The following is a 13,663-nucleotide window of genomic DNA, read 5'->3' as shown; positions in this document are numbered from 1 at the left end:
AGTGGCGGTAGATGATCATACACGCTGGAATGACCGGGATTCGTTTAGGGGAGACGCGTTTCGTATTTATACGGAATCGTCATTTATGGCGTATTTGAAGAAAGATTTCTTGTCGCCTAATTTGTCGGTCTTTGATTACCCGGACAAAAAGCCTACCCTATATGGCTTAGCATGCCTTGATCATATCGTTTACGTAGTGTCTTATGTCGAACCAATGGTTAAGGAAATTACATCCAAAATTACGGAAAGGAAGTTATCTAAAATGAATACTGACATTACAACAAAAATGAAAATTAATAAACCGGCAAGTGACGTGTTTGAGGCGATTGCGGATCCTGAGAAAATGGGCGGGTACTGGTTTTCTTCAGGTACGAGCAGAGTAGAACAAGGCAAGACGATCACTTGGCGGTACGAGGAATATGGAGCCGAAGGGGATATCCATGTCTTGAAGGTTGAGGAAAACAAAGAAATTGTCTTCGAATGGGGAGAGACGACAGTCACATTGACATTTGAGGAGACGGAAGGCGCTACTATTATTGTAGTGACCGAATCCGGATTGAAAGCTGATGACCCTGATATCGTTGCTAAAATGTTGGGGCAAAAAGAAGGTTGGGTGTATATGCTCACTTGCATGAAAGGGTACTTGGAAAATGGCATTACGACATTGCGAGCATCCTTGGTTCATTAAATGAATAGATTGCAAGAGAGTATCGAAGCCTGTTTAAAGAACGCGAAGGGGACATGGTCGGTAGCAGTGAAAGATCTACGTGACGACTCCTCGTTTTCGTTGAATGGAAATGAAGCCTTTTACGCAGCAAGCATCATCAAAGTCCCCATCATGGCGGCGGTATTTGCAACGGCGGAAGAAGGAGACATCTGCTTAGGAGACCGTCTGCCGTTGCGAAGGGAAGATATAGTCGGTGGCAGTGGTGTATTGCAGTTCATGTCACCAGGCATCGAATTGCCGATTTATGATTTAGTGACATTGATGATTATCCAAAGTGATAATACCGCAACAAATATGTTGATTGAGTTAATCGGGATGGAAAAGATTCAGGCTTTCATGAACGAACTCGGGATGGAGCAAAGTAAACTTCATCATAAATTAATGATTGTCCAAGCAAATCGGATCCATAGCAATGAAATTACAGCATCTGACATAACTTCTTTATTGACACTTATGGCTCGCGGGGAGTGTGTGTCGCGGCATGCTTCTGAACAGATGGTCCGCATTATGAAGCAACAGCAGCTTTCAAATGGCTTGAAGGACAATTTGCCTGCTACTAATAATCCAATTGTTGGTGCCATTCCAGATTGGGAGATTGCCGGGAAAACGGGCTATGTCGAAGGAATTATGCATGAGTGTGGGCTACTTTATGTGCGTGGCCTTTGCATGGCCGTTACCGTGCTGTCCAAAGGATGTCGGGAAGATGAGGCGCGTGATATGATTGCGCAAATAGGCAGCGATGTGTATTCGTATGCCAGGTGAGGATGCTTCCTCATCTGGTTTTTTCAGTTCTAATCATCGAGATTCGTTCGAATCGGTGATAAACCCTCGAGGGTCGGTGATAAACTGCGTCAAGTCGGTGATAACGCCCGCCAAAGCGGTGATAACATACTTCAAGCCATTATCAAGGACAGTTGCACAGCAGTATATCCTTAAAAGATAAGGCTTATGCGTAATTATGCGAGTTTATGCGTATGTACGGCAATTTATTCGCGTATTCGCGGAGTTATGCGTCAATATCGCGGTTTATGGACTTTTAAAACGTTTTATGCGTGAAATTAAAGATTTATGCGTTTCTTGTAGACGCACGACTAGAAAAGAGGGAAATTAGCGATTTCGGCGAATAACTTTAGTAATAAACATACGAACTGGGGGATTTACATGGGAGAGACAATAGCATTAAAGCCGTTTGAGGCATATGCGCAAGAGTATGTTGGGAAGCATTTGATTCCGGGGGCGATGATCGGCATTGCTGAGGACGGGCAGAGCGTGTATGAAAAGGGATTCGGGTATCGGAATGTGGAGAAGCAGCTGCCGGTAACGGGGGATACGGTTTTTGGGATCGCATCGATGACGAAGTCGTTCACGAGTGCTGGCATCATGAAGTTGCAAGAGGCCGGGAAGTTGTCGGTGCATGATAAAATTGTCGACTATTTACCGGAGTTGAAGGCGTCGGGCGGGCAAGTGGAGCAGATTACACTCCATCATCTCATGACCCATACGGCGGGTTATCCGCCGCTTGCGACGCATGTCTATGCGCGCAAAAATAGCATTGAGCAAGATCCTTCTGCGAAAGATTATGGATTGGATTTGTTGAATAATCCAGGGCCGCATATCGAGACGTATGACGAAATGCTTGCCTTCATGGCGACCGATGATTTTGAATGGCTCGGCGAACCGGGGCGCTTTTACAGTTATTCGAATGACTCGTATGGACTGCTCGGTGTCATTATTAGCAGGGTTTCCGGACAGCCTTATGAGGAGTTCATTGAGGAAAACATAGTAAAGCCAGCAGGCATGACCAACAGCTTTTTCGATATGCGGCTGTTGGAAGAAAAAGAAGACGTGACGACTCTTTACATGAAAGCGAAAGACGGTTCGCATGTATACGAAGCACCTCTTTGGTGGGATGCGCCGTCGATGCGCGCGGTCGGCTATTTGAAATCAACGGCAAATGACATTCTCCGATACTTGGAACTGTATTGGAATGAAGGCGTCGTCGATGGCGTCCAGATATTATCGAAAGAAAGTGTCGCGCAAATGATTCACCCTCATATTGAGTATGAGCCTGGCAGATGCTATGGCTACGGGCTAAGGATCGTTCCAGATTATTTTGGATCGACGTTGATCAGTCATGGGGGCGGATTAAAAGGGGTTTCTTCCTATATGTGCGCCATTATCGAGAAGAAAAAAGCGGGCGTCATTTTGACGAATGTATCGGATGTGCCAGCAGGCGATTTGTTGATGAGTGCCATGAATGTGATTGAGGGAAGGGACTTTCATGCTTCTTATGTGACTTTCGAAAAGAAAGAAATTGCGGAAGAGGAATTGCTGAAATTTGAAGGGATTTATACGTCCGTCGAAGGAATGCACGTAAAAGTTACGCGTCAAGGGAACGCGTTATGCGTTGAATCGAATGAAGTTGTGAGAAAGCTGACTTATATCGGAAACAATGTATTTACAGAGGAAAATGAAGGCATCTTGCAGTTCATTGAAAATAAAAACAGGGACATTGAGCGGATTGTTTACGGCGGAAGACATATTATGAAAGTGGCCAATTCAACGCTCGCATAACGAAACACGTCAGAGAGTGGGGAGTTTACCCACTCTCGTTCATTTTAAAAATAAATAGAGCCACGAGGGAAGCGTAACATTCAACTAGGGCAATGTCATGGGCAGAGGCGTTTCGATTACATAGTATAACATCATCAAAGTATTTTGGAGGTGTGGAAGAATGTCGGATAAAGTCGTCGGTGTTGGATATGGTGGAGGTTTTACGCTGATCGTCGTGTTGTTCATTCTTTTAATAATTGTCGGCGTTGCATATGTAGATGGAGGATTCTACTATTAGAATGAATTGTTTGTAAATAAATAAAACGGGAACACATATGAAGTGCGATTTTATTCCAAAAAGTAAGAAAAGTGGAGGCCGATGTAGTCGTGGCCTCTCTTTTTTTTATGTACTAATTTTGTCAATTGCCTTCGATGGATTTTATGTTATTATGGTCAAGTCGGGAAAAAAACCATGACATTTTCGTACTTATTTGACAATGTGGGAGAATATCAAGATTTTTTTGTTTCGTATATAAACAACCGAATTGTCGAATAACTAAAGTGATTACGAAAATAATTTTCGGGAAGATATAAGAAAATGGTATTTATTTGCTCCGCGCACTAGTTTATGCATCCAGAGAGGGGGAAAACCGCTTTGAAATTCTTGATATTCATTGCGGCGTTACTTGTTATTCTTTTCCTTGCGTACATCGTAAGCAACGGTAAAAAGAAGATTAAAATTAGACCAATATTGACGATGATCGTCTTGCAGCTCATTTTTGCATTCGTCTTATTAAATACGGAAGCCGGGCTATTTGTCATTAAAGGCGTGACGTACGTATTCGATAAGCTTTTAGCATATGCCGCTGAGGGAATTAACTTCGTGTTTGGCGGAATGGTTAACGAAGGCGCAAGTACATTTTTCCTAAATGTCTTATTGCCGATTGTATTTATTTCAGCGTTAATCGGGATTTTTCAATACTTTAAAATCCTCCCGATCATTGTTCGATTCATCGGGTCGTTGTTAAGTAAAGTGAATGGCCTCGGGAAATTGGAATCCTTCAACGGAGTTGCTTCCGCAATTTTTGGACAATCCGAAGTGTTCATCTCCTTCAAAAAACAGCTTCCGCACATTCCGCAACATCGGTTGTATACGATGTGTACGTCTGCAATGTCGACGGTATCCGCTTCGATTTTAGGGGCTTATATGACGATGATCGAACCAAAATACGTCATAACGGCACTTGTTTTGAATTTATTCGGTGGATTCATTATTGCAAATCTGATTAACCCTTATGAAGTGTCGCCCGAAGAGGATATTATTGAAGACACGAATGAAAGAAAGCAGTCCTTCTTTGAAATGTTAGGCGAATATATTATGGATGGATTTAAAGTGGCGGTCGTTGTCGGCGCGATGCTGATCGGTTTCGTTGCTTTGATCGGCATGGTGAACAGTATATTCGAAGGGGCAGTTGGGGTTAGCTTCCAGACAGCACTCGGATATGTCTTTGCACCATTCGCTTTCTTAGTCGGTGTACCAGCATCGGAAATGGTACAAGCTGGTGCAATCATGTCTACGAAGTTATTGACGAATGAGTTCGTCGCAATGATTAACTTAGGTGAAATTAGCGGTACTCTGTCTGACAGAACAGTCGGCATCATTTCCGTATTTCTCGTGTCATTCGCCAACTTCGCTTCAATCGGAATTATTTCCGGTGCGGTGAAAGGCTTGAATGAAGAGAAAGGGAATACCGTTGCTAAATTCGGTCTTAAGTTGCTTTACGGAGCCACGCTAGTTAGCTTATTGACAGCAGCAGTTACGGGAATCATGCTGTAATACAAACCATATGAATGACTACAATGCCAGACTCCGATGTAATGGGGTCTGGCTTTTCTATTGAGTTGGGTTAATGGAAGTGGGTTCTCCAAAACGGTATCATGGAAGTGTAATCGAATGGGCGATATCAATGAAATTTAGGGGAGTGAGTCTTTTGATACATGATCGTGCGAAGAAATTTAACGGCATCCCGCTATCAGTCCTTGACCTTGCGCTGATCAACGAAGGAAGCAGTGCTGCACAATCGTTTAAAAACAGTGTCGATTTAGCCCGGCATGCCGAAAATTGGGGATTTAATCGTTTTTGGTTCGCCGAACACCATAATATGCCCGGCGTCGCTAGTTCTGCAACATCCGTCATTATTGGGCATGTGGCGGGTGCAACGGAAACGATCCGCTTAGGGGCCGGGGGTGTCATGCTTCCAAACCATGCTCCGCTCGTCATCGCAGAGCAATTCGGTACGCTTGATGCGCTGTATCCTGGCAGGATTGATCTCGGGCTTGGGAGGGCTCCGGGAAGCGATCAGGCAACCGCTTATGCGTTACGGCGTACATTGCATAGCAGCGGCAACGAATTCCCGCAGCAACTGGCAGAGCTGCGCGCGTATTTCGAATATGATCCTTCGGCCCGTGTCCGTGCGTTTCCGGGAGAAGGGCAGGATATTCCAATCTGGCTTCTCGGATCAAGCGATTTCAGTGCGCGACTTGCGGCGGAGCTAGGACTTCCATTTTCATTCGCCAGCCATTTTGCACCTACCTATATGATGCAAGCGCTCAGCCTGTACCATCGTAATTTCAAGCCTTCGAAGGACCTTGAAAAACCATATACAATGCTTGGTGTCACTCTTATTGCAGCCGATACCGACGAAAAGGCACATAATATTGCCACGTCTCAGCAACAGCAATTCCTTGACATTCGAAGAGGAGTTACGACGCAGTTCAAGCCGCCTATCGATGATGTGGATTCGGTATGGTCCGATTTTGAAAAAGCAACCGTTGCAGAGTTATTGGAATGGCCTTCAATGATTGTCGGCAGCCCTGAAACGGTCAAGCAAAAGTTGGAAGCCTTCGTGGAAATGACGAAAGCGGATGAATGCATTATTAGTTCTGGAATCTACAACCATGAAGACCGTCTCCGTTCCTATGAGATTCTTGCTGACATGATGGAATGAAGCAGTAGTCAAATGAATAAAATAAGCCAAGGTTTACCCGACGCTTGGCTTTTTTCGTTTCTCTAGCTGATCGATTATTTTCGTTCCGACGAGGTCGCCAGTAACATTCACCATAGTTGCTCCCATCCCGACGAGGGCGTCGATGGCGGTTAGCAATGCGACTGCTTCCATCGGTAAGCCGAGTTGGACGAAAACCGTTGCAATCATGACGATGCCTGCGCCTGGAACACCTGCTGTGCCGATGGAGGCGAGCGTTCCGATTAACACGACCATAACCATGTCTGAGAACGTTAGCGGGGTGCCTACGACATTGGCGGCAAAGACGGCGGAAACGGCGATACGGATTGCGGCTCCGTCCATATTGATTGTTGCACCGAGCGGTATGCTGAAGCCGTATAAACTTCTCGAAATACCCATGTTTTTCGCAGCTTCCAATGTAAGGGGCAAAGTGCCCGTGCTGCTTTGGGTTACAAAAGCCGTGAGCATTGGCGTTCGTGCAAATTTGAAAAACGATCCCGGCTTGACTCCGACGAGAAGCAGGAAAATGATGTACAACCCGATGTGTACGAGCAACGCTAAATAAAAGACAACAATCATGCCGCCTAAGGAAAGGAGCGTATCGATTCCCTGGCTTCCGACTGTATTCGCAATGATTGCGAAAATACCGATTGGCACATATTGAAGAATCACCTTCAAAATGATGAGAGACGCTTCATTCAAAGCTGTAATTATCGTCAATAAGGAGTCGCCTAATGCGCTATGCTTCTCGGAGGAACGCATGGCAGTAATTGCAATTCCAAAAGCGAGTGCAGTGAAAATGATGCCGAGCAAATTCATTTCCGTAAAGGCAGTGAAAATATTGGACGGTACAATATCGAGCAGGACTTTCATGATGCCTGGATTCTCCGGGACGTCGAATGTTTCATTCCCAGTAAGTTGCATTCCGCTTCCTGGCCGAAAAATACTAGCGACGATGAGCCCGACAACGATTGCAAGCGCTGAAGTCAAAGTGTAATAGATGAACACTTTACTGCCCATCCGACCTAAATTGGCAATATTCGTCTGATTCACGCCGACGATGAGCGTAAAAAGGATAAGAGGGATAATTAGAAAGGTGAGCAATCGGAGAAGCAGATCGCCGAGAGGTACTAATACGGCCGCTTGTTCTCCTAATAGAAAACCTACTACAATCCCAAGAACTAGGGCGACCGATATTTTTAAGATTAACGAAGCACGGAAATAGGCTCTAAATATGTTTCTCATCACGAAGTCTCCTTTTCGGAATCGGGTGTAATGAATGAATTCCGAATGCTATGTATACAGTGTGGACTGTGTGTCTCGTCAAAATACATGCTTTTGAAAAGGGAAGTCGCTGCAAGACGTCGAAAGAATAGGTGGAAAGGGGGATATGCAATGGTACAAGTACAACAAACTGAAAATGTAAATCGGAAGGAATTTAGGGAGGCTCCTGTGACGACGGTGTTTAAGAAGTTTGGAAATCGTAAGGACGTCTCACTCGTCTTCGGTGACCCGATCGAAGCCGGTTTAACGAAAGTGGTACCTGTAGCGAAGTTGCGTTATGCACTCGGAGGCGGAGGAGATGGCAACGGCGCTGACGGCGGTGGGGGAGCATTTTTAGTTCAGCCTCTTGGTGTCTATGAAATTACTCCAGAACAAGTGAAATTTAAACCGATCCGTAACAATTGGCTAGTCGCCGGTTTGCTATTGGTCTTAGGCCTTTTCTTCTTTTTAGGAAGGACTACGAAGAAGAAAAGGTAAAAGGAAGGGCTCTTGTCAGTGGATAAGAGTCTTTTTTTTCGTCACTCCGGCTGCGCCCTACGCTTTTGTTTTATTCGACGATAAATTCTGATAATACACTTCCAACAAGTTCTGAAGTATGTTAACATTCAGAAGAGAATACTATTTTTAGTAGAATAATGGGAATGAGGAGGAGAAGGGATGTTGAATGTAACAGAAAATCGATTTGCCAACTACCCTCAACAACCGCATGGGGGAAAACTGGTCGACAAAGTGTTAACGGGGCAGGAAAGGGAGGACGAGCTGCAACGTGCTAGGACGCTTCCTACAATCATGGTCGACTTGGAGGCGGTCATTACGCTTGAAATGATTGCGACAGGCGTCTTGTCTCCGAATGAAGGATTCATGAATGAAGTCGACTATAAGTCCGTGCTGAATGAAGGTCGTTTGGCGAATGGTACGGTTTGGCCGGTTCCGCTCAGCTTTGCGCCGATCGGCAACCGCAATAAGGAAGTCATCCAAACGCTATCCGTGGGGGACGAAGTAGCGCTTTCGGATGAACAGAACGAACCAGTGGCAATTTTGAAGATTGACGATATTTTTGCGTACGATAAAGAATATCGGGCATCCCACCTTTTCGGCACGACCGATCGGAATCATCCTGGTGTGGACGCGATTTACAGACGGATGGGGGATGTCGCACTCGGAGGGCCGATCAAGTTATTGCGGCGAGTCGATTGGGGGCCATTTGAAAAACTCCGTTTGGAACCGAAAGATACGTGGCATGAGTTTTATGAAGTAAAGAAATTTAAATCTGCTGCTGGTTTTATTACCGGGGCAAATCCATTGCATCGAGGCCATGAATATATCCATAAAAATGCACTGGAAGAAATCGACGGATTGCTCCTGCAACCGTTAGTCGAAATGGCAAAACGCGAATATACGCGTCATGAATTCCGGATGCTCTCATACCGGAGCGTACTCGATACGTATTATCCGAAAGGACGGTCAATCCTCGCTCCACTTAGGGTGACGTATATATTTGCCGGCCCGCGGGAGACAGTGCTACATGCATTAATTATGAAAAACTACGGCTGTACGCATGCATTGATCGGGCGAGATCACGCAGGAATCGATGATTATTACGATAAGTATGCGAGCCATAGTATTTTTGATCAGTTCAAACCGGAAGAGCTTGGTATTGACGTGCGGTTGTTCCATGAAGTCTTCTACTGCACACGTTGCGATGCTCCTGCGACAGAGCAGTCTTGTCCGCATGACAACCAATACCGGATCAATATTTCCGGTACTGGCATCCGTGAAATGCTGCGCCACGGCATTATGCCACCAAAAGAAATTGTCCGTCCGGAGTCTGCACGGATTGCCATCCAAGGCGTTCAGCCAAAAGGCCTTGATGAATTTGGAAGCGCTATCTCACCGGCAGGGAAGGTCATCAAGAGCATGTTCCCATTCTATTTGGAACGGACGAGGCTCGGAGGAAAGAAGCGGAGCAAGCCGTTAACAGTGGAGGAATTGACGAACGACGACCTAGAAATGGTCAATTTAGACGTCCGTGCGAATGCCGACCGAATCTATCGGGAAATCTTCGATGAATATACGAGTGTGGGTGACACGAATCGTGGCATGCAGCCTGAATGGGTAATGGATGCGAGGGAATCATTGCAAACACAGCAGCGGATGGTCATCCAAGACTTGGAGGAAAAAGTGAAACAGGCGCCAGAGACCGCTTCGGATGAATTTATGTATCAGGACAAAGAAGAAGCACAACGCGAATTGGAAGTGGCGAAGAAAATCCTTGACGACATTCCGAAAGTGCTCCGCGCAGCTGATTTCGACTATCGTACGTGGAATGTCCTGCCGTATAAACGATACCGCGGTAGTGACGAGCCGAATGAATAACATATATGATTAATGTAAGCTTCCCGTTTGTATAGCGGGAAGTTTTTTTACGTAAATATGGAGGTTTCTGTGTCAATGTTGGTGATTTATTATCACTTGCCGCGGTTTATGATCACTTACCAGGGTTTATGATCACCTGCACGGTTTTATGATCACTTGCCGCGGTTTATGGTCACTTGCACGGTTTTATGATCACTTACCGCGGTTTATGATCATTTGCCCGGTTTTATGATCACTTACGCTGGGGAACCGACTTTTTTATGTGGAAACCTTTCCCTTTTACATTGCAACACGATGTACCTCGTGTTACGATGTTGGTAAAGAGGTGAATGATGTGGATCAAGAAATGATGAAAGGAAGCATTGATTTAATTCTGCTGACGCTCATTGCGCAGCGGGATATGTATGGGTATGAAATCGTCAAGGTGTTGAAAAGAGTCAGTGATGATACGTATGAAATGAGTGAAGGGACGCTCTATTCTGCATTGAAACGACTGGAGAAAAAGCAATGGGTCGACTCTTATTGGCAGGAAACGGATGCGGGCAGGAGAAAGTATTACCGTTTAACCGATGAAGGCGGCGTCGCTTTGGAAAGCAAGCGTGAAAACTGGGAGTGGATGAACGCACTCGTCCGGAAAAGCTCGGAAGGTTTGTTATGAGACACGCATTCGAACGTTTTGTCGAAGGGATTGTTCGGGAAACCGACAGCAATCGAGAGGAACGGAAAGATTTGTATGAGGAATTACTCTCTCATTTGGAGTGTTCATTTATAGATTACCAAAAACAAGGATTTTCGGAAGAGGAGGCTATGCGAACCGCCATGACAAACTTCGGAGAAGAACGGGAGATTGGCAAACAACTCCAACAGGCGATGTACCCATATCGGAGGGAAATGATGCTCTCGCTTTCGGTTGCATCGCTGCTATTTGCGTATGTCGTTTACATATGTCAGTTATTTGTCATGGGGGATGCGCATATTCCTTGGTTGATTGTCGCGGTCCTCATTAGCACTGCTTTACTTGTTACGACTGTGCGACCGGTTTCATCATTGAATCGCCGGTTATGGGTGAACAGCTTGCTCCTGACTCATATATTGACCTACTTTTATGGCTTGTTATTGGCGACCGATGTGTATCATCCCATTTCCATCGGGTTGACGATCATTGCTGGGCTCATTCTCATCCTAGCAATCGTACTCGTTTACCGGACGACGATTTACGATTATTCCTCGAAACGCCAACCGTTGGTGAAAGATGCGAAACGAGTTCATTTCGTCAATATAACAACGGGCATTTTCATTGTTCTCGTTACACTGTTTTTCTTATGGTCGTTTCTATTGTTTAGTGTGGGAATGTCGCCAAGAGTATTTATACTCTTCATTCCTCTTGTCATCTGGATTATCTCGTATGCAAGCCAAATGCATTTACTCTCGAGACAAAAGAAAAAGTGGGCGTATACGATTCTGTTTATCCAAACCGCGGTTATATTATGGGCCGTCGGATTTTTGCTATTGGGAGCTCTAGGAGGGTTGGCATGAATAAATCATTCAAATTCCTGATCGGAGGTATTGGCTTCGTTACGATCGTTTTCATCGCACTAGGATTCATGTTTGCTAAAGATGAGCATGAAAAGCAAAATGGATTGACCTCCATTTATGATGTCTTGGCGGATGGTTCCATTGCATATGTCGCTTTTGAGGATGGACAGCCAGGAATTTATTTTACCGGGAATGAAAAGCCCGTTGTCCAAAAGCCTGTTGACAAAACAATTTTAGAAATCAGCTTCTCGAAAGACGGGAAAAAGCTTGCATATGTCGTGACGAAAAAAGAGATGAGTTCTGAAAGTGAAAGCGCAGTACATCTATTGCAGTTGGATACGCTTGAGGATCGGCTTCTATTTCAAGATACGGGGTTGATTACTGAACTGGCGTTTGACCCGAAAGATTCGGAGATGCTCTTTTATTTGCATGCAGCGACGTTTACGAATTATTCACCAATCGCGCGTGAGCATCCGCATGATTTTGATGTACATAGTTACCATCTCGGGGATCAAAAACGTACGAAATATACCAATCTGAAAAAATATAGTATGAGGTCTTTGCAAGTGTCTCCGACCGACGAAACGGTTTATGTCCAAATGGATGACGATGCAAATGTCCAAACTGCGGAGGATGTATATGCATCTAGGCAGCGCATTTTTGAAATTCCGCTACATGCGCCGGACCAACAATCAGTCATTAGCAATCCGGTAGGAGAGGAAGACATTTATGACTTCTTACTGTTGCCAGAAAGAGAAGAAATCGTCTACCAAGCTGTTGCTGGAACGGGACCGAACGGCATTTTTGAGTATGAATTATTCACCTTCAACTGGAAAACATACGAAACGAAGCAGTTGACGAGTTTGAAGGAACATACAGCGAAGCCTAGACGGGGGCCGGACAACCGAATTTACTTTTTAGTGGATCGTAATTTCGGCGGCCGAGAGCCAGTTTATCAACTGTATCGCATGTCCGAAGAGGGGAAAGACATCGAGGAAGTGTTGCTACACTAGTGCTGGAAACTTGGGCAGTCTCCAGCACTCCCTTTAGAAAAACGAATGAAACGGTATATAGGATTCTTTTATACCGTGGATCATTGCTTTTTTGATAGAGGATTGGCTTGTAGGTGTTGCGCGAAACGGGATTTTGTACTTCTTCGCACACTCCTTCGCCAACCCGCTGCTTCGATGGGATGAATGCTCACTTGCTGAAATGATCAAGTCCTTATTTCTCACAGCTGCTTTAATGCGGCTTTTGCTTTCGTCTCCACTAAAAATATCTAACGAAAAATTTCCGCAGTCCGCAAGTGGCTGGAAATCAGCACTCCGAAAATCAGCTCCGATAATAACGATCTTTTTATTTTTGAGTAGGTTCAATTCAATATCTGTCCATAAATTTTCTTTCTTTACAGTGCTTTCTTTGTAAAAACTAGCCGGTTTCGGATCAGGTTTCGCCAATTCACTCGTCTCTTCTGGGTAACACCAGACGACACGAAAGGAGAGAGGGTCCGTTTCATGATAGGCGATGGTCACAACGCTTCCGTCTGTTAGTCTAAAACTATCAATATCTTTTTGACTAATTAAAAATTGATAAGGAGACTCTCCATCTAGTTTAATTCTCGTTAATCTCCCATTTTCAATCTTTTGATCTGCCACTAATAAACCGTCTGAAGTCTTTGTAAGAACACAATAATCGATTTCAATTCGATTGCATTCATGCTTCGTTACACTATTTTTTCTTTTAATGAAAACTAAATCTTTCAAACTATCCCCGATCGCTTCGATATAATCCCCATGCTCAAACCCATGTATCCGAACAATCTTTTCCGGGACGTACACGTCTCCATGCTTCCCTTTCAAGATTCCTCCTTTCAATTTTCGTTCCATTGGTGTGCCGAGATGGGCATCGTCAAAACTGCTTGTGACGATCATTCTCTGCGATGATTCATTGCTCGAACTACCTATATCTTCAGGTTTCTTCTTTTCAGGTTCCGCCGAAGCATTAATCGAAGGAATGGATCCCCATAACGTTAAAGAGAGTTGGATGAAATCAAATAGCTGATTGACCCGCTCCCTTGTTTCTGCAACATTGTCGTCTGTCATATTATGGATGCATTGAATGAGTTCATCTGAAATTTGCTTCACCTTTTCACTCCTTTACG

At 44.8% G+C, this 13,663-nt stretch carries 13 protein-coding genes; 11 read left to right on the top strand and 2 right to left on the bottom strand.

Translation table 11 applies throughout. From position 1 onward, the window contains the following. Positions 1 to 262 precede the first annotated feature (262 nt). The 6 genes from MHZ92_RS17830 (at position 263) to MHZ92_RS17805 (ending at position 6,288) form a co-directional block, all read left to right on the top strand. Positions 263 to 688, top strand: a complete 426-nt coding sequence (locus tag MHZ92_RS17830) for an SRPBCC family protein (protein WP_239433140.1) — start codon at positions 263 to 265, stop codon at positions 686 to 688. Continuing rightward, positions 689 to 1,489 carry a serine hydrolase gene (locus MHZ92_RS17825; RefSeq protein WP_239433066.1) on the top strand — a complete coding sequence of 267 codons (801 nt, stop codon included), beginning with the start codon at positions 689 to 691 and terminating at the stop codon, positions 1,487 to 1,489. Positions 1,490 to 1,888: 399 nt separating this feature from the next. Continuing rightward, positions 1,889 to 3,301, top strand: a complete 1,413-nt coding sequence (locus tag MHZ92_RS17820; protein WP_239433065.1) for a serine hydrolase domain-containing protein — start codon at positions 1,889 to 1,891, stop codon at positions 3,299 to 3,301. A 160-nt stretch (positions 3,302 to 3,461) separates the two neighbouring features. Then, the gene (locus MHZ92_RS17815) at positions 3,462 to 3,578 is read left to right on the top strand and encodes a YjcZ family sporulation protein (RefSeq protein ID WP_239433064.1); all 117 of its coding nucleotides are present in this window, start codon (positions 3,462 to 3,464) and stop codon (positions 3,576 to 3,578) included. A gap of 357 nt (positions 3,579 to 3,935) precedes the next feature. Beyond that, positions 3,936 to 5,117, top strand: coding sequence for a NupC/NupG family nucleoside CNT transporter (locus MHZ92_RS17810; protein WP_239433063.1), 1,182 nt, complete (start codon positions 3,936 to 3,938; stop codon positions 5,115 to 5,117). Positions 5,118 to 5,271: 154 nt separating this feature from the next. Continuing rightward, positions 5,272 to 6,288, top strand: coding sequence for an LLM class flavin-dependent oxidoreductase (locus MHZ92_RS17805; protein ID WP_370644778.1), 1,017 nt, complete (start codon positions 5,272 to 5,274; stop codon positions 6,286 to 6,288). Positions 6,289 to 6,321: 33 nt separating this feature from the next. Here MHZ92_RS17805 and MHZ92_RS17800 read toward each other — a convergent pair whose 3' ends face one another. Then, positions 6,322 to 7,551 carry a dicarboxylate/amino acid:cation symporter gene (locus tag MHZ92_RS17800; RefSeq protein ID WP_239433061.1) on the bottom strand — a complete coding sequence of 410 codons (1,230 nt, stop codon included), beginning with the start codon at positions 7,549 to 7,551 and terminating at the stop codon, positions 6,322 to 6,324. 150 nt (positions 7,552 to 7,701) lie between these two features. Between MHZ92_RS17800 and MHZ92_RS17795 the strand changes: the two genes are divergently transcribed. The 5 genes from MHZ92_RS17795 (at position 7,702) to MHZ92_RS17775 (ending at position 12,515) form a co-directional block, all read left to right on the top strand. Continuing rightward, positions 7,702 to 8,067, top strand: coding sequence for a hypothetical protein (locus tag MHZ92_RS17795; RefSeq protein WP_239433060.1), 366 nt, complete (start codon positions 7,702 to 7,704; stop codon positions 8,065 to 8,067). A 180-nt stretch (positions 8,068 to 8,247) separates the two neighbouring features. Then, positions 8,248 to 9,966, top strand: a complete 1,719-nt coding sequence (locus tag MHZ92_RS17790; RefSeq protein WP_239433059.1) for a sulfate adenylyltransferase — start codon at positions 8,248 to 8,250, stop codon at positions 9,964 to 9,966. Positions 9,967 to 10,300: 334 nt separating this feature from the next. Beyond that, positions 10,301 to 10,624 (top strand): PadR family transcriptional regulator, encoded by a 324-nt coding sequence (locus MHZ92_RS17785; protein ID WP_239433058.1) that lies wholly within the window; start codon positions 10,301 to 10,303, stop codon positions 10,622 to 10,624. Next, positions 10,621 to 11,502: a permease prefix domain 1-containing protein gene (locus MHZ92_RS17780; RefSeq protein WP_239433057.1), complete on the top strand. Its 882-nt coding sequence runs from the start codon at positions 10,621 to 10,623 to the stop codon at positions 11,500 to 11,502. Before MHZ92_RS17785 ends, MHZ92_RS17780 begins: the two co-directional genes overlap by 4 nt. Further along, positions 11,499 to 12,515: a hypothetical protein gene (locus MHZ92_RS17775; RefSeq protein ID WP_239433056.1), complete on the top strand. Its 1,017-nt coding sequence runs from the start codon at positions 11,499 to 11,501 to the stop codon at positions 12,513 to 12,515. The genes MHZ92_RS17780 and MHZ92_RS17775 overlap by 4 nt, the downstream gene beginning before the upstream one ends. Positions 12,516 to 12,548: 33 nt before the next feature. Here the strand turns inward: MHZ92_RS17775 and MHZ92_RS17770 are convergent, their stop codons facing one another. Next, on the bottom strand, positions 12,549 to 13,646 hold the full coding sequence (locus tag MHZ92_RS17770) for a DUF2325 domain-containing protein (protein ID WP_239433055.1): 1,098 nt from the start codon (positions 13,644 to 13,646) through the stop codon (positions 12,549 to 12,551). Positions 13,647 to 13,663: the final 17 nt, after the last annotated feature.

The sequence above is a fragment of the Sporosarcina sp. ACRSL genome (assembly GCF_022346605.1).
Taxonomy (GTDB): Bacteria; Bacillota; Bacilli; order Bacillales_A; family Planococcaceae; genus Sporosarcina.
Note: the sequence above shows the minus strand (reverse complement) of the source record. Positions and strands in the feature narration are given on the sequence as shown.